General features: G+C 73.9%; 16 protein-coding genes. 5 read left to right on the top strand and 11 right to left on the bottom strand.

Features of this window, described 5'->3' with window-relative positions:
* Positions 1-10: 10 nt before the first annotated feature.
* Both AC0VYN_RS26945 and hisI read right to left on the bottom strand, forming a co-directional pair.
* Positions 11-1,531, bottom strand: coding sequence for an anthranilate synthase component I (locus tag AC0VYN_RS26945; protein ID WP_475537001.1), 1,521 nt, complete (start codon positions 1,529-1,531; stop codon positions 11-13).
* 20 nt (positions 1,532-1,551) lie between these two features.
* Positions 1,552-1,953, bottom strand: a complete 402-nt coding sequence (gene hisI / locus AC0VYN_RS26950) for a phosphoribosyl-AMP cyclohydrolase (RefSeq protein ID WP_385467700.1) — start codon at positions 1,951-1,953, stop codon at positions 1,552-1,554.
* 81 nt (positions 1,954-2,034) lie between these two features.
* Here hisI and AC0VYN_RS26955 point away from each other — a divergent pair, with 81 nt between their 5' ends.
* A complete protein-coding gene (locus tag AC0VYN_RS26955; protein WP_385467703.1) occupies positions 2,035-2,670 on the top strand; it encodes a TIGR03085 family metal-binding protein in 636 nt (211 codons plus the stop codon).
* Between the two features lie 12 nt (positions 2,671-2,682).
* Here the strand turns inward: AC0VYN_RS26955 and AC0VYN_RS26960 are convergent, their stop codons facing one another.
* The 9 genes from AC0VYN_RS26960 to hisD all read right to left on the bottom strand — a co-directional run bounded on the left by AC0VYN_RS26960 (position 2,683) and on the right by hisD (position 9,826).
* Positions 2,683-3,936 (bottom strand): MFS transporter, encoded by a 1,254-nt coding sequence (locus AC0VYN_RS26960; protein ID WP_475533048.1) that lies wholly within the window; start codon positions 3,934-3,936, stop codon positions 2,683-2,685.
* Between the two features lie 135 nt (positions 3,937-4,071).
* Positions 4,072-4,827 (bottom strand): imidazole glycerol phosphate synthase subunit HisF, encoded by a 756-nt coding sequence (gene hisF, locus AC0VYN_RS26965; RefSeq protein WP_475533049.1) that lies wholly within the window; start codon positions 4,825-4,827, stop codon positions 4,072-4,074.
* 25 nt (positions 4,828-4,852) lie between these two features.
* Positions 4,853-5,248, bottom strand: coding sequence for a RidA family protein (locus AC0VYN_RS26970; protein WP_475533050.1), 396 nt, complete (start codon positions 5,246-5,248; stop codon positions 4,853-4,855).
* Positions 5,245-5,970, bottom strand: coding sequence for a bifunctional 1-(5-phosphoribosyl)-5-((5-phosphoribosylamino)methylideneamino)imidazole-4-carboxamide isomerase/phosphoribosylanthranilate isomerase PriA (priA, locus tag AC0VYN_RS26975; RefSeq protein WP_475533051.1), 726 nt, complete (start codon positions 5,968-5,970; stop codon positions 5,245-5,247). Before priA ends, AC0VYN_RS26970 begins: the two co-directional genes overlap by 4 nt.
* Before the next feature lie 2 nt (positions 5,971-5,972).
* Positions 5,973-6,617: an imidazole glycerol phosphate synthase subunit HisH gene (gene hisH / locus AC0VYN_RS26980; protein WP_475533052.1), complete on the bottom strand. Its 645-nt coding sequence runs from the start codon at positions 6,615-6,617 to the stop codon at positions 5,973-5,975.
* Positions 6,614-6,778 (bottom strand): hypothetical protein, encoded by a 165-nt coding sequence (locus AC0VYN_RS26985; RefSeq protein ID WP_385467722.1) that lies wholly within the window; start codon positions 6,776-6,778, stop codon positions 6,614-6,616. Before AC0VYN_RS26985 ends, hisH begins: the two co-directional genes overlap by 4 nt.
* Positions 6,775-7,368: an imidazoleglycerol-phosphate dehydratase HisB gene (gene hisB / locus AC0VYN_RS26990; RefSeq protein ID WP_386925117.1), complete on the bottom strand. Its 594-nt coding sequence runs from the start codon at positions 7,366-7,368 to the stop codon at positions 6,775-6,777. Before hisB ends, AC0VYN_RS26985 begins: the two co-directional genes overlap by 4 nt.
* A complete protein-coding gene (locus AC0VYN_RS26995) occupies positions 7,365-8,477 on the bottom strand; it encodes a histidinol-phosphate transaminase (protein ID WP_475533053.1) in 1,113 nt (370 codons plus the stop codon). The genes hisB and AC0VYN_RS26995 overlap by 4 nt, the downstream gene beginning before the upstream one ends.
* The gene (gene hisD / locus AC0VYN_RS27000) at positions 8,474-9,826 is read right to left on the bottom strand and encodes a histidinol dehydrogenase (protein WP_475533054.1); all 1,353 of its coding nucleotides are present in this window, start codon (positions 9,824-9,826) and stop codon (positions 8,474-8,476) included. Before hisD ends, AC0VYN_RS26995 begins: the two co-directional genes overlap by 4 nt.
* A gap of 199 nt (positions 9,827-10,025) precedes the next feature.
* Between hisD and AC0VYN_RS27005 the strand changes: the two genes are divergently transcribed.
* The 4 genes from AC0VYN_RS27005 (at position 10,026) to ybaK (ending at position 14,316) form a co-directional block, all read left to right on the top strand.
* Positions 10,026-11,603, top strand: coding sequence for an oxidoreductase (locus AC0VYN_RS27005; protein ID WP_475533055.1), 1,578 nt, complete (start codon positions 10,026-10,028; stop codon positions 11,601-11,603).
* 404 nt (positions 11,604-12,007) lie between these two features.
* Positions 12,008-12,985, top strand: coding sequence for a hypothetical protein (locus AC0VYN_RS27010; protein WP_475533056.1), 978 nt, complete (start codon positions 12,008-12,010; stop codon positions 12,983-12,985).
* Between the two features lie 73 nt (positions 12,986-13,058).
* Positions 13,059-13,799, top strand: coding sequence for an LON peptidase substrate-binding domain-containing protein (locus tag AC0VYN_RS27015; protein WP_475533057.1), 741 nt, complete (start codon positions 13,059-13,061; stop codon positions 13,797-13,799).
* A 13-nt stretch (positions 13,800-13,812) separates the two neighbouring features.
* Positions 13,813-14,316, top strand: a complete 504-nt coding sequence (gene ybaK / locus AC0VYN_RS27020; protein WP_475533058.1) for a Cys-tRNA(Pro) deacylase — start codon at positions 13,813-13,815, stop codon at positions 14,314-14,316.
* Positions 14,317-14,406: the final 90 nt, after the last annotated feature.

Raw genomic sequence — 14,406 nt, forward strand, 5'->3', positions numbered from 1 at the left:
GAGAATGGCCCTATTGCCCGAGCCGGTTGGCCGTGTGCACGGCCCGCAGCACCGCCGCCGCCTTGTTGCGGCACTCGGTGTCCTCGGCGACCGGGTCGGAGTCGGCGACGATTCCGGCGCCCGCCTGCACGTAGGCCGTGCCGTCGCGCAGCAGGGCCGTGCGGATGGCGATGGCGGTGTCGGAGTCGCCCGCGAAGTCGAGGTAGCCGACGCAGCCTCCGTACAGGCCGCGGCGCGACGGTTCGAGTTCGTCGATGATCTGCAGGGCGCGCGGCTTCGGGGCGCCGGAGAGGGTGCCGGCCGGGAAGCACGCCGTGAGGACGTCGAAGGCGGTGCGGTCCGGGGCGACCCGTCCGGTGACCGTCGAGACGATGTGCATGACGTGCGAGTAGCGCTCGACGGACATGAAGTCGACCACCTCGACCGAACCGGGTTCGCAGACGCGCCCGAGGTCGTTGCGCCCGAGGTCGACGAGCATGAGGTGCTCGGCGCGCTCCTTGGGGTCGGCGAGCAGCTCGTCGGCGAGGGCCTGGTCCTCCTGCGGGGTGGCGCCGCGGGGCCGGGTGCCGGCGATGGGGTGGACCATGGCCCGCCCGTCCTCGACCTTGACCAGTGCCTCGGGGGACGAGCCGACGACGTCGAAGCCGTCGAGGCGCAGCAGGTACATGTAGGGGGACGGGTTGGTGGCCCGCAGCACCCGGTACACGTCCAGGGCGCTCGCCGTGCACGGCGTCTCGAACCGCTGCGAGGGGACGACCTGGAAGGCCTCGCCCGCGCGGATGCGCTCCTTGATGTCCTCGACGGCGTCCTGGAAGTCGGGGCCGCCCCACTGCGCGGTGTACTCGGGCAGCTCGGAGGGCGGCAGCGCGGCCGGGGGCTGGGCCACCGCGCGCGTGAGGTCGGCCTGCATGGCGTCCAGGCGGGCGACCGCGTCGGCGTAGGCCTCGTCGACGCCCGTCTCGAGGTCGTTGTGGTTGATCGCGTTGGCGATCAGCAGGACCGAGCCCTCCCAGTGGTCCATGACCGCGAGGTCGCTGGTGAGCAGCATGGTCAGCTCGGGGAGCCGCAGGTCGTCGCGCTCCCCCGGGCCGACCTTCTCCAGCCGGCGCACGACGTCGTAGCCGAGGTAGCCGACCATGCCGCCGGTGAACGGCGGCAGGCCCAGGTCGTGGGCCAGGTCGCGGGGGGTGTGCAGGGCCTCGACGGTGGCGCGCAGGGCGGCGAGCGGGTCGCCGTCGGTGGGGACGCCGACGGGCGGGGTGCCCTGCCAGTGGGCCTCGCCGTCCCGCTCGGTGAGGGTGGCGGCACTGCGGACGCCGACGAAGGAGTACCGGGACCAGGACCGCCCTCCCCCAGTGCTGAACGCCTGGGAGGTACCCCCATCCGCGGACTCCAGCAGGAACGTGCCGGGGCGCTCGGCGGCGAGCTTGCGATACAGGGCGACCGGGGTGTCGCCGTCGGCGAGGAGCTTGCGGCAGACCGGGACGACCCGGCGGTCGGCGGCCAGCTTGCGGAAGGTGTCGAGGTCCATGACGTCCATGGCGGCGAACCCTACTGACCCGTGCCGGCCGCGTCGGCACCCGCGCCGTCCGCGAGCAGCACGTCGGCGTCGAAGCAGGTGCGGGTGCCGGTGTGGCAGGCGGCGCCGACCTGGTCGACCTTGACCAGGACGGTGTCGGCGTCGCAGTCGAGGGCGACGGACTTGACCCACTGGAAGTGCCCGGAGGTGTCGCCCTTCACCCAGTACTCCCCGCGGCTGCGCGACCAGTAGGTGCAGCGGCCCGTGGTCAGCGTGCGGTGCAGTGCCTCGTCGTCCATCCAGCCGAGCATCAGCACCTCCCCGGTGTCGTACTGCTGGGCGATGGCGGGCAGGAGGCCGTCGGAGCTGCGCTTGAGGCGCGCGGCGATCTCCGGGGCGAGCGGGCTGGGGCGCCGGGAGGAGCTGCTGGTCATGACGCCATTGTGCCGCGCACGGGGGACACGCCCCGGCGCCGTCCACTGGGCGGACCCGGCCGGCGGCCGTAGGCTGGCTCCATGTCGACATTCGCCAAGCGTGAACGGCTCCTGCTGGCCGACCTGTTGGAGACGGCGGGTCCGGACGCCCCCACCCTCTGCGACGGCTGGCGGACCCGGGACCTCGCCGCGCACGTCGTGGTCCGCGAGCGCCGTCCGGACGCCGCCGGCGGCACCCTGATCAAACAGCTGGCGTCCCGTCTGGACCGGGTGATGGAGGAGTACGGCGCGAAGCCGTACGAGGAGCTGATCCAGCTGATCCGCACCGGGCCTCCCCGGTTCTCGCCCTTCCAGCTCAAGCAGGTCGACGAGGCCGCGAACACGGTGGAGTTCTACGTCCACACCGAGGACGTCCGCCGCGCCCAGCCGGACTGGTCGCCGCGCGAGCTGGACCCGGTCTTCCAGGACGCCCTGTGGTCCCGGCTGGAGCGCACCGCCCGGCTGGTGGGCCGGGGCATCCCGACGGGGCTGGTCCTGCGCCGCCCCAACGGCCAGACGACGGTCGCGCACCGCGGCACGCCGGTGGTGACGGCGACGGGCGAGCCGTCCGAGCTGCTGCTGTTCGCGTACGGCCGGCAGAGCGCGGCGAAGGTGGAGCTGGAGGGCGAGAAGGACGCGATCGTACGGCTGGGCGAGACGAAGCAGCTCGGGATCTGAGCGCCCCGGCCGTCATGCGGGGAGTTCGGCGCGCCGCAGGGCCGGCGCGCCGAGGGCGACCAGCCCGCCGAGGCCGCACACCGCGGCGCTGACCGAGAAGACCGGGCCGGTGCCCCAGACGCCGATGGCGGCCGCGGTCACCGGCATGCTCAGCGGCGCCACCCCCAGGCTGACGATGCCGGCGACGGCGGTGACCCGGCCCAGGTAGGCGGGCTCCGACTGGGTCTGCAGCAGCGCCCCGCACACGGCGCCGCTGAGTCCCGTGAGGAGACCGACGAGCACCGCCGTGCCGACGGCCCCGGCGAGGGCGGGCACGTGGGCCAGGACGGCGATCGCGCCGGCGCCGGGGACGATGGCGCCGGCGGCGACCAGTCCGGCGTACGGCACGCGTCCGCGGACGGTCAGCAGCAGGGCGGCCACCCCCGCCCCGGTGCCGAACCCGGCGAGGACCCAGCCCATCCCGGAGGCGCCCCAGCCCCGCTCGTCCGCGAGCAGGGTGAGGCCCACGTTGAGGGGGCCGACGAAGCCGAGGTCGCCGAGGGCGATGGCCACCATCAGCGGGGCGAGGACACGGTGGCGGCGGATGTAGCGGAGTCCGGCCCGCAGGTCCCGCCAGGCGGTGGTGTCCGGGGCGGCGTCCGTGGTGCCGTCGGAGGGCAGTTCCCGCATCCGTACGGACACCAGCAGCGGCAGCGACGCGGCGATGAACAGCCCGGCCAGCGCGAAGGCGGCGGCCGATCCGCCGACCGCGACGCCGAGCCCGCCCAGCGGAGCGCCCACGACGGCCGCGAAGCGGACCGCCAGCCCGCGCATGCCCTGGACGCGGGCGAGCTGGTCCCCGGCGGTGATCCGGGCGGGCAGCGCGCCGACGGCGGGCATGAACACGGCGTCGACGGTGCCGAAGACGAGGGCGACCAGCGCCAGCAGCCACAGGCCGGGGTCGGTCGCGAAGAGCACGGCGGCGACCGCCAGGACGGTGACGCACCGTACGGCGTCGCTGCCGATGACGACCCGGCGGGGGCCCAGCCGGTCGGCGACCACGCCGCCGCCGAGCATGAGCAGCGCCCGGGGGACCGCGCTCACGGCGGTGACGGCGCCTGCCTGGGCGGGGGTGCCGTTCTGGACGGCGGCCCAGGACAGCGCCAGGAAGAAGACGGTGTCGCCGAGCATGGAGGCGGTGTAGGCGGCGATCCAGCGCAGGACGTTGCGGTCGCGGTGGGCCGGGACGGGAGCGGCGGCGGCCTGCGGTGTCAGCGTGTTCGCCACGGACGTGGGTCCTCTCGGAGGTGGTCCTCTCGGACACGGAACGACGACCTGTGCCCGTGCGCTGTTCGCGGGCCCCTGTGGTGCGGGCGCGGGAAAGCCCCGGCCGTGCGGCGGCCGGGGCTGACGGGCGGCGTGCTAGCGGACGGGGTGGCCGGCCTCCCGCAGCGTGTCCTTCACCTCGCCGATCCGCAGGTCGCCGAAGTGGAAGACGGACGCCGCGAGCACCGCGTCCGCGCCCGCCTCGACCGCGGGCGGGAAGTCGGCGAGGCGTCCGGCGCCGCCGGAGGCGATCACCGGGACGGTGACGTGCCTGCGGACCGCCGCGATCATCTCCAGGTCGTAGCCGTCCTTCGTGCCGTCCGCGTCCATCGAGTTGAGCAGGATCTCCCCCGCGCCCAGCTCGGCGGCCCGGTGCGCCCACTCGACCGCGTCGATGCCGGTGCCGCGCCGGCCGCCGTGGGTCGTCACCTCGAAGGTGCCCGCCTCGGTGCGGCGCGCGTCCACCGACAGCACGAGGACCTGGCGGCCGAAGCGCTCGGCGATCTCGCGGATCAGGTCGGGGCGGGCGATGGCGGCGGTGTTGACGCCGACCTTGTCCGCGCCGGCCCGCAGCAGCTTGTCGACGTCCTCGGCGGTGCGTACGCCGCCGCCCACGGTCAGCGGGATGAACACCTGCTCGGCGGTGCGGCGCACCACGTCGTAGGTCGTCTCGCGGTTGCCCGACGAGGCGGTGATGTCCAGGAACGTCAGCTCGTCGGCGCCCTCGGTGTCGTACACCTTGGCCATCTCGACGGGGTCGCCCGCGTCGCGCAGGTTCTGGAAGTTGACGCCCTTGACGACCCGGCCGTTGTCCACGTCCAGGCAGGGGATGACTCGGACCGCCAGGGTCATGAATCCACGGCTCCTTCGATGCCTCTTACTGCTCTCTGAATGCTTCCAGCTCCACCGACACCAGGACCCGGGAGTCGACGAAGCCCTCCACGACCAGCACGGTCGTGGCCGGGCGCACGGAGGCGAACAGCTCCTTGTGGGCCCGGCCCGCGGCGTCGACGTCCCGCGAGTGGGCCAGGTACACCCGGGTGCGGATCACGGACTCGACGCCCAGTCCGAACTCGCCGATCGCCTCGAGGGCGGTGGCGAAGGCCACCCTGGTCTGTTCGTAGGGGTCGCCCTCGCCGTACAGCACGTCGCCCTTGAAGGCGGTCGTGCCCGCCACGACGACACGGTCGCCCGCCGCGACGGCCCGTGCGAAACCGAAGGACTCTTCCCAGGGACTTCCGCTCTGCACGCGCCGTACGGCTTCGGACGTCATGTCGCCACTGCCTCCAGGGCCTCTTCGAGGGTGAACGCCTTCGCGTAGAGGGCCTTCCCTACGATGGCGCCCTCGACACCGGACGGGACGAGACCGGCGATGGCGCGCAGGTCGTCCAGGGAGGACACGCCGCCGGAGGCCACGACCGGGCGGTCGGTGGCCACGCAGACGTTCCTCAGGAGCTCCAGGTTGGGGCCCTGGAGGGTGCCGTCCTTGGCGATGTCGGTGACGACGTACCGGGCGCAGCCTTCCTGGTCGAGGCGGGCCAGCGTCTCGTAGAGGTCGCCGCCGTCGCGGGTCCAGCCGCGGCCGCGTAGCGTGGTGCCCCGGACGTCGAGACCGACCGCGATCTTGTCGCCGTGCTCGGCGATGACCTTGGCGACCCACTCGGGGGTCTCCAGGGCGGCGGTTCCCAGGTTGACGCGGGTGCAGCCGGTGGCGAGCGCGGCGGCGAGGGTGCTGTCGTCGCGGATGCCGCCGGACAGCTCGACCTTGATGTCCATGGCCTTCGCGACCTCGGCGATCAGCTCGCGGTTGTCCCCGGTGCCGAACGCGGCGTCCAGGTCGACCAGGTGCAGCCACTCGGCTCCGGAGCGCTGCCAGGCGAGGGCGGCCTCCAGCGGGGAGCCGTAGGAGGTCTCGGAACCGGACTCGCCGTGCACGAGCCGGACGGCCTGTCCGTCGCGGACGTCGACGGCGGGGAGGAGTTCGAGCTTGCTCATCTCTACAGGGTCTCGATCCAGTTGGTGAGGAGCTGGGCTCCGGCGTCGCCGGACTTCTCGGGGTGGAACTGGGTGGCCCACAGGGCGCCGTTCTCCACGGCCGCCACGAAGGGCTTGCCGTGGGTGGACCAGGTGACCCTGGGCGCGGCGATCAGCGGGTTGTGCGACTCCAGCGACCAGTCGTGGACGGCGTAGGAGTGCACGAAGTAGAACCGGGCGTCCGCGTCCAGGCCGGCGAAGAGCTGGGAGTCGGCGGGTGCCTCGACCGTGTTCCAGCCCATGTGGGGCACGACGTCGGCCCGCACGGGGCCGACCGTGCCGGGCCACTCGTCCAGGCCCTCGGCCTCGACGCCGTGCTCGATGCCGCGCGTGAAGAGGATCTGCATGCCGACGCAGATGCCCATCACGGGGCGCCCGCCGGACAGCCGGCGGTCCACGATCCAGTCGCCGCGGGCGGCCCGCAGGCCCTCCATGCAGGCGGCGAAGGCACCGACGCCGGGGACGAGCAGCCCGTCCGCGTTCATCGCCTTGTCGAAGTCACGGGTGATCTCGACGTCGGCGCCCGCGCGCGCGAGGGCGCGCTCGGCGGAGCGGACGTTGCCGAAGCCGTAGTCGAAGACGACGACCCGCTTGGCGGGAGCGGTCAATTCCACACCTCCAGCCTCATGACGCCCGCGACGAGGCACATCGCGGCGCCGACGGACAGCAGGACGATGAGCTGCGTGGGCATCTTCTGCTTGACGAAGGAGATGATGCCGCCGACCAGGATCAGGCCGACGAAGATCAGCGCGGTCGAGGACCCGTTCACAGTGCGCCCTTCGTGGAGGGGAGGATGCCGGCCGCACGCGCGTCGCGCTCGGAGGCGTAGCGCAGGGCCCGGGCGAGCGCCTTGAACTGGCACTCCACGATGTGGTGCGCGTTGCGCCCGTAGGGGACGTGCACGTGCAGCGCGATCTGCGCCTGCGCGACGAAGGACTCCAGGATGTGCCGGGTCATCGTGGTGTCGTACTCGCCGATCATCGGCGCCATCTTCTCGGGCTCGGTGTGCACGAGGTAGGGGCGGCCGGACAGGTCGACGGTGACCTGGGCGAGGGACTCGTCCAGCGGGACCGTGCAGTTGCCGAAGCGGTAGATGCCCACCTTGTCGCCGAGGGCCTGCCTGAAGGCGGCGCCCAGGGCTAGGGCGGTGTCCTCGATGGTGTGGTGGGAGTCGATGTGCAGGTCGCCGTCGGTCTTCACGGTCAGGTCGAACAGACCGTGCCGGCCGAGCTGGTCGAGCATGTGGTCGTAGAAACCGACGCCGGTGGCGATGTCGGTCCTGCCGGTGCCGTCGAGGTCGATCTCGACGAGGACCGACGTCTCCTTGGTGGTGCGCTCCACGCGCCCGACGCGGCTCATCCGCTCTGCTCCTGTTCCTTGAGGTCGCGTACCGCAGCGAGGAACGCGTCGTTCTCCTCCGGGGTGCCGGCGGTGACCCGCAGCCACCCCGGTACGCCGTTGTCCCGGACCAGGACGCCCCGGTCGAGGATCTTCCGCCAGGTGGCGTGCGCGTCCGCGAACCGCCCGAACTGGACGAAGTTCGCGTCGGACTCGGTCACCGCGTAGCCGGTCGCGCGCAGTTCGGTGACGAGCCGGTCCCGCTCGGCCTTCAGCTGCTCGACGTACTTCAGCAGCGTGTCCGTGTGCTCCAGGGCAGCCAGCGCGGTCGCCTGGGTCACGGCCGAGAGGTGGTACGGCAGCCGGACGAGCTGCACGGCGTCCACGACGGCCGGGTGCGCGGCGAGGTAGCCGAGGCGCAGGCCCGCCGCGCCGAACGCCTTCGACATCGTGCGGGAGATCACGAGGTGCGGCCGTCCGTCGAGCAGCGGCAGCAGCGAGGCACCGTGGCTGAACTCGACGTAGGCCTCGTCCACGACCACCATGGTCGGCTTCACCGCCTGCGCGGCCTCGTACAGGGCGAGGACCGTCTCGGCCGGGACCGCGTTGCCGGTGGGGTTGTTGGGGGTCGTGATGAACACGACGTCCGGGCGGTGCTCGGCGACGGCCTTCTCGGCGGCCGGCACGTCGATGGTGAAGTCGTCGCGGCGCGGGCCGGAGATCCAGCCCGTGCCGGTGCCGCGGGCGATGAGCCCGTGCATCGAGTACGACGGCTCGAAGCCGATCGCCGTGCGGCCGGGTCCGCCGAAGGTCTGCAGCAGCTGCTGGATGACCTCGTTGGAACCGTTGGCCGCCCAGACGTTGCTCACGTCGAGGGGGTGTCCGGAGGTCCGCGTCAGGTACTCGGCCAGCCCGGTGCGCAGCTCGACCGCGTCCCGGTCGGGGTAGCGGTTGAGGTGGCGGGCGGCCTCGCGGACCCGCTCGGTGATCCGCTCGACCAGTTCCTCGGGCAGCGGGTAGGGGTTCTCGTTGGTGTTCAGCCGTACGGGCACGTCCAGCTGGGGGGCGCCGTAGGGGGACTTGCCGCGCAGCTCGTCCCGTACGGGGAGATCGTCGATTCCGAACGTCACTTGCTCTCGGGGACCTTCCACTCACTGTGCCCGTTCTGTTCGCCTCCGGCGAAACGCGCCTTGATCGCCGCGCCGTGCGCGGGCAGGTCCTCCGCCTCCGCCAGCGTCACCACGTGGTGCGCGACCTCGGCCAGCGCGTCCCGCGTGTAGTCGACGACGTGGATGCCGCGCAGGAAGGACTGGACCGACAGGCCCGAGGAGTGGCAGGCGCAGCCACCGGTGGGCAGGACGTGGTTGGAGCCGGCCGCGTAGTCGCCGAGGGAGACCGGCGCCCAGGGGCCGACGAAGACGGCGCCGGCGTTCCGCACGCGATCGGCGACGGCAGCGGCGTCGGCGGTCTGGATCTCCAGGTGCTCGGCGCCGTACGCGTCGACCACCCGCAGGCCCTCGTCGATGCCGTCGACCAGCACGATCGCGGACTGGCGGCCCTTGAGCGCGGGGACGATCCGGTCGTCGACGTGCTTGGTGGCCGCGACCTGCGGCTCCAGCTCCCGCTCGACCGCGTCGGCCAGCTCCGGGGAGTCGGTGACGAGGACGGCGGCCGCCAGCGGGTCGTGCTCGGCCTGGCTGATCAGGTCGGAGGCGACGTGCGCCGGGTCGGCCGTGGCGTCCGCGAGGACCGCGATCTCGGTCGGGCCGGCCTCGGCGTCGATGCCGATCCGGCCGGTGAAGTACCGCTTGGCGGCGGCGACCCAGATGTTGCCGGGGCCGGTGACCATGTTGGCGGGCGGGCAGGACTCGGTGCCGTACGCGAACATCGCGACGGCGGTGGCGCCGCCGGCCGCGTACACCTCGTCGACGCCGAGCAGGGCGCAGGCGGCGAGGATCGTCGGGTGGGGCAGCCCCCCGAACTCGGCCTGCGCGGGCGAGGCGAGCGCGATCGACCCGACGCCGGCCTCCTGCGCGGGCACGACGTTCATGACCACGGACGACGGATAGACGGAGCGGCCACCGGGCGCGTACAGACCGACCCGGTCGACCGGCACCCACTTCTCGGTGACCGTGCCACCGGGCACCACCTGGGTGGTGTGGGTCGTACGGCGCTGCGCGCGGTGGACGAGCCGGGCGCGGCGGACGGACTCCTCGAGGGCCGCGCGCACGGCCGGGTCGAGCTCGTCGAGCGCGCGCGTGAGCGCGGCGGCCGGGACCCGCACCTGGTCGAGCCGGACGCCGTCGAACTGCTCGGCGAAGTCGATCAGCGCCGCGTCGCCACGATGATGCACGGCCTCGCAGATCGGACGCACCTTCTCCAGGGCGGCCGAGACGTCGAAGTCGGCTCGGGGCAGCAGGTCGCGCAGGGCGGGGCCCTCGGGGAGGGCGTCGCCGCGCAGATCGATTCGGGAGATCACGGAACCAATTCTCTCAGACCCGCGTCGGAGCCCGTTCGCGCGTATCAATGGCTGATACAGAAAGCGACCGCTCGTCACGGCCGGCCGCGGAACCGGCGAATCATCCTCACTTTGAGTGTTCGGGGCATCACCCAGCGGGCATGAACGGTTGTACGAAGCGTGTGTGACCCGCGAGTAGCCGGGGAGGGAGTGAAGCGACATGACCGGAGGGGACGGCCGCCGTGACGGAGAGCTGCCGGACGACCTGACCGCCGCGGAGGCGGGCATGTGGCAGGCCTTCCGCAACGGCAGCGTGTACGACCTCAGCAGCGGGGACGCGCTCGTGGACGATCCGCACGGCGGGCAGCCCTGGGGCCCCGAGCGGACCGTGCGGGCCCGCATCGTGTGCTGGCTGCTCCTCGACGGTCCGCCGGCGCTCGCGGGCCGTGTGTCCTCGCTGCAGCTCGTGGGGGTGCGGATCAGCGACCGGATGGACCTGGCGGGCGGCACGGTGGTGCCGTACGTCGAGCTTCGGGGCTGCCGCTTCGAGCGGGAGGTCCTGCTGCCCGAGACCCGCTTCACGACCCTGCGGCTGGTGGACTGCTCCGTGCCGCGGCTGGAGGCGGCCCGGCTGCACACCGAGGGCGACCTGCACCTGCCGCGCTGCCGGATTCCGGGCGGGATCCGGCTCACCGACGCCCAGATAGGCACCGACCTGCTGCTGAGCCAGGCCGTCGTGCACCGGGACCGCAGCGGCCGTTCCATCGCCGCGGACGGCATGACCGTCGGCCAGGACCTGCAGGCCGAGATGCTGGAGTCGTACGGCGAGGTGAGCCTGCGCAGCGCCCAGGTCGGGGTCTCGCTGAGCCTGCGCGGCGCCCGGCTGCTCAACCCGTACACGCGGCACGCGCTGAACGCCCCGCGGCTGGCGGTGGAGCGCACCCTGTACCTGACGCCGGCGGGCCTGGGCAGCCCGATGGTGCCGGGCACCACTCCGGCGCAGGGGACGCGGATCCAGCGGTTCGAGTGCGAGGGCGGGGTGCGGCTGGACGACGGGCGGTTCGGCGACGCCGTCGACTTCGAGCACGCCCGGTTCACCTTCACCGACGACCAGGAGCTGTCGCTGCGCCGGGTGCAGACGCCCGAGCTGCGGTTCCTCGGGGAGCGGCCGGCGCGGGGGCGGGTGGTGCTGTCGGGGGCCCGGGTGGTCAACCTGATGGACCGGGCGGCCAGCTGGCCGGGCCCCGGCCGGCTGCAGATGGGCGGTTTCTCCTACGAGAACCTGGTGCCGCGGGGGCCGTTCCCGCTGGAGAAGCGGCTGCGGTGGGTGGGCGCCGCGACCGCCGAGTACCACCCGGAGCCGTACGAGCGCCTCGCCGCCGTGCTGCGGGCCGGCGGCGAGGACGAGGACGCCCGCGAGGTGCTGCTCGCCAAGCACCGCCGGCGCCGCGAGAGCCTGCCGCTCGCCGCGAAGCTGGTGGGGTACGCGCAGGACTGGACGGTGGCCTACGGCTACCGGCCGGGACGGGCCGCGGTGTGGATGGCGGTGCTGTGGGCGGCGGGCTCGTTCGCCTTCTCGCGCACCGACCATCCGCCGCTGAAGAGCGGCGAGCATCCCGACTGGAACCCGGCCCTGTTCGCCCTCGACCTGCTGCTGCCGGTCATCGACCTGGGCCAGGTGGGCTACTGGCAGCTGCGCGGCGGCTGGCAGTGGCTGGCGACGGCGATGATCCTGCTCGGCTGGATCCTCGCCACGACGGTCGCGGCCGGCGCGACCCGACTGCTGCGCCGCCACTGACCCCGCCGCCCCCGCCCCGCCCACGGGTCCACGGCCCGCCTCGGACGTGGCGTCCCAGCGGCCGGACCACAGCCTGCGGGCAGTCGTGCCTCCCCCAGTGCCTGAACGGCCTGGGAGGTACCCCCAGGGGCGGCACGGGTGGGCGCAGGCGGCACCCGGGAAGCCACGCCCACGGCCACGGCACGCCGCCACGCCCGGTACGGACGGGCACGGGCACGGGCACGCACGGGGCGCGGGCGCGCAGGACACGGCGCGTGCGCCCCGCGGGAGCCACCCGCGCACGACGGCGTCATCCGCACAGGCGGACGGGGCGTGTGGTCCGGGCGGGTGGACCCGCGGGCCGAAGGCGAAGCCGGGGCCGCCCGGCGCACAACCATCGCGCACCGTGGGCCGTCGTACTGGCCATGCTGCGCGCGTTCCTCCGTACGTCGCGGCCCGCCGCCGCACCGACCGACGACGACGGGGCCGACGTGCTCCTCGACGCCCCCGACGACCGCCTCGCCCCCGCCCTGGTCGCCGCGGCGCGCGGCGAGTACGGGCCCGCGGCCGGCCTGCTCGCCGGCACCCGGAAGAACGCGGAGTGGGAGCACCGTGACCGCTACGCGACCGGCCTGGCCGCCTTCGCCCGCTCCCGCTCCGAATGGCTCGAGCGCTGGCACGGCGCCGCCCCGGACGACCCCGGCGCCCTGCTGGTCCGCGCCCGGCTGGCCGTGGACCGCTGCTGGGACTCACCGGCCCGCGCCGAACTCCTGCCCCAGGCGGGCCCGGCGGTCACGGCGGCCACCGACGACGGCGGGCCCGACCCGGTGCCGTGGCACGTCGCGCTGGACGCCGCCCGGGGCTCGCACGCGGACCACGCCGAGTTCGAACGGCTGTGGGAGCAGGCGGTCCGCCGTTCCCCGCACCACTACGGCTGCCACGTCGCCGCCCTGGAGTACCTGGCGGCCGCCTCGCCCCGCGCCCACCGCGAGTGCCTCGACTTCGCCGAGACGGCCGCGCAGGACGCCCCCGAGGACGCACTCGTACGGGCGCTGCCGCTGCGGGCGGTCTTCGCCTGCCTGGTGGCCCCCGGCGGCGCGGTACGGGCACCCGGACACGACCCCGTGCCCGGCGTGGGCCGGGCCCGGCTCGACGAAGCGGCCGACCGCGCGATCGCCCTCTCGGCCGCGCACCCCGCGGCGGACCCCTGGCCGGCGGAGCTGCGCAACCTGCTGACGTACGTCCTGGTGCGCCTGGAGCGCACGCGGGACGCGGCGGAACAGCTGCGGCTGACCGGCCCGTACGTCACGTCCTTCCCGTGGGACCGGGACGCGGACGACCCGCTCGGCCGGTTCCTCCAGGTGCGCGGAAACGTCCGCGCGGCGGTGCGGTCACGGCGGTGACGGCGGGTTCGCGCCATCCACGAAGTGGGCACGGCGGTCGCGTCCGCCCCGGCGCCCATTAGGCTTCTGCGTCGTGACCACCGTCCGGCTCCCCCTCTTCCCCCTGAACACGGTGCTGTTCCCGGGGCTGGTGCTCCCGCTCAACGTCTTCGAGGAGCGCTATCGCGCCATGATGCGCGAGTTGCTGAAGACCTCCGAGGAAGAACCGCGCCGATTCGCCGTCGTGGCGATCCGCGACGGCCACGAGGTCGCGCCCAGCGCCCCCGGCATGCCCGACCCGACGGCCGCGCCCGAGCGCGGGCCCGCGGCCGGCTTCGGCGCCGACCCGGCCAGGGCCTTCCACAAGGTGGCCTGCATCGCGGACGCCGCCACGATCCGGGAGCGGGCCGACGGCACCTTCGAGGTGCTGGCGACCGGTACGAACCGGGTGCGCGTGCTGTCGGTGGACGCCTCGGGACCGTTCCTGACGGCCGAACTCGAGCCGCTGTCCGAGGAACCCGGAGACGAGGCGGGAGCGCTGGCCGAGGGCGTGCTGCGGTCGTTCCGCCAGTACCAGAAGCGGCTGGCGGGGGCCCGCGAGCGCTCCCTGGCGACGGGCGCGGACCTGCCGGACGAACCGGGCGTGGTCTCGTACCTGGTCGCCGCCGCGATGATGCTGGACACACCGACCAAGCAGCGGCTGCTCCAGGCACCGGACACCGCGTCCAGGCTGCGCGACGAGCTGAAGCTCCTTCGCACCGAGACCGCGATCATCCGTACGCTGCCGTCCCTGCCGGCGTCCGACCTGACGCGCGGCCCGACGAGTTCCAACTGAGGTACTGGCCCGGATGGCGAAGAAGTCGAAGAAGCAGCAGCAGCCGGGGGGAACGCCCGCGACGGTGGCCCTCACGGCGGCCGGGGTGACGTACGCGGTCCACGCCTACGACCACGACCCGGCCCATCCGTCCTACGGCGAGGAGGCCGCCGAGGCGATGGGGGTGGCGCCGGAGCGCGTCTTCAAGACGCTGGTGGCGGACGTCGACGGCGCGCTGACGGTCGCGGTGGTCCCGGTGGCGGGCCAGCTGGACCTGAAGGCGCTGGCGTCCGCGGTCGGCGGCAAACGGGCGGCGATGGCCGACCCGGCCCTGGCGGAGCGCACCACGGGCTACGTGCGGGGCGGTATCTCCCCCCTCGGCCAGCGCAAGCGGCTTCCGACGGTCCTGGACGCGTCGGCCTCCGGCCACGCGACGATCTGCGTGTCGGCGGGCCGCCGCGGCCTGGAGGTCGAGCTGTCCCCCGCCGACCTGGCGAAGCTGACGGCCGCGGTCCTCGCCCCCATCGGCCGCGCCTGACCGGCCGGGGGGACGTCGCGTCCGGCCGTCGTACCTGGCACCACGGCCGGCGCCCGGCGCGACGGCACGGGACAGGGGCCCTACGCGGGA

It is taken from the genome of Streptomyces sp. 63XJN7_1_ISO-PGPR-S23-121 (assembly GCF_056173025.1).

Bases quoted from the DNA above. Each gene is read 5' to 3' on its own strand.
- AC0VYN_RS26945 (WP_475537001.1), bottom strand. From the start codon at position 1,531: ATGGACCTCGACACCTTCCGCAAGCTGGCCGCCGACCGCCGGGTCGTC.
- hisI (WP_385467700.1), bottom strand. From the start codon at position 1,953: ATGACCAGCAGCTCCTCCCGGCGCCCCAGCCCGCTCGCCCCGGAGATC.
- AC0VYN_RS26955 (WP_385467703.1), top strand. From the start codon at position 2,035: ATGTCGACATTCGCCAAGCGTGAACGGCTCCTGCTGGCCGACCTGTTG.
- hisF (WP_475533049.1), bottom strand. From the start codon at position 4,827: ATGACCCTGGCGGTCCGAGTCATCCCCTGCCTGGACGTGGACAACGGC.
- AC0VYN_RS26970 (WP_475533050.1), bottom strand. From the start codon at position 5,248: ATGACGTCCGAAGCCGTACGGCGCGTGCAGAGCGGAAGTCCCTGGGAA.
- priA (WP_475533051.1), bottom strand. From the start codon at position 5,970: ATGAGCAAGCTCGAACTCCTCCCCGCCGTCGACGTCCGCGACGGACAG.
- hisB (WP_386925117.1), bottom strand. From the start codon at position 7,368: ATGAGCCGCGTCGGGCGCGTGGAGCGCACCACCAAGGAGACGTCGGTC.
- AC0VYN_RS27005 (WP_475533055.1), top strand. From the start codon at position 10,026: ATGACCGGAGGGGACGGCCGCCGTGACGGAGAGCTGCCGGACGACCTG.
- AC0VYN_RS27010 (WP_475533056.1), top strand. From the start codon at position 12,008: ATGCTGCGCGCGTTCCTCCGTACGTCGCGGCCCGCCGCCGCACCGACC.
- ybaK (WP_475533058.1), top strand. From the start codon at position 13,813: ATGGCGAAGAAGTCGAAGAAGCAGCAGCAGCCGGGGGGAACGCCCGCG.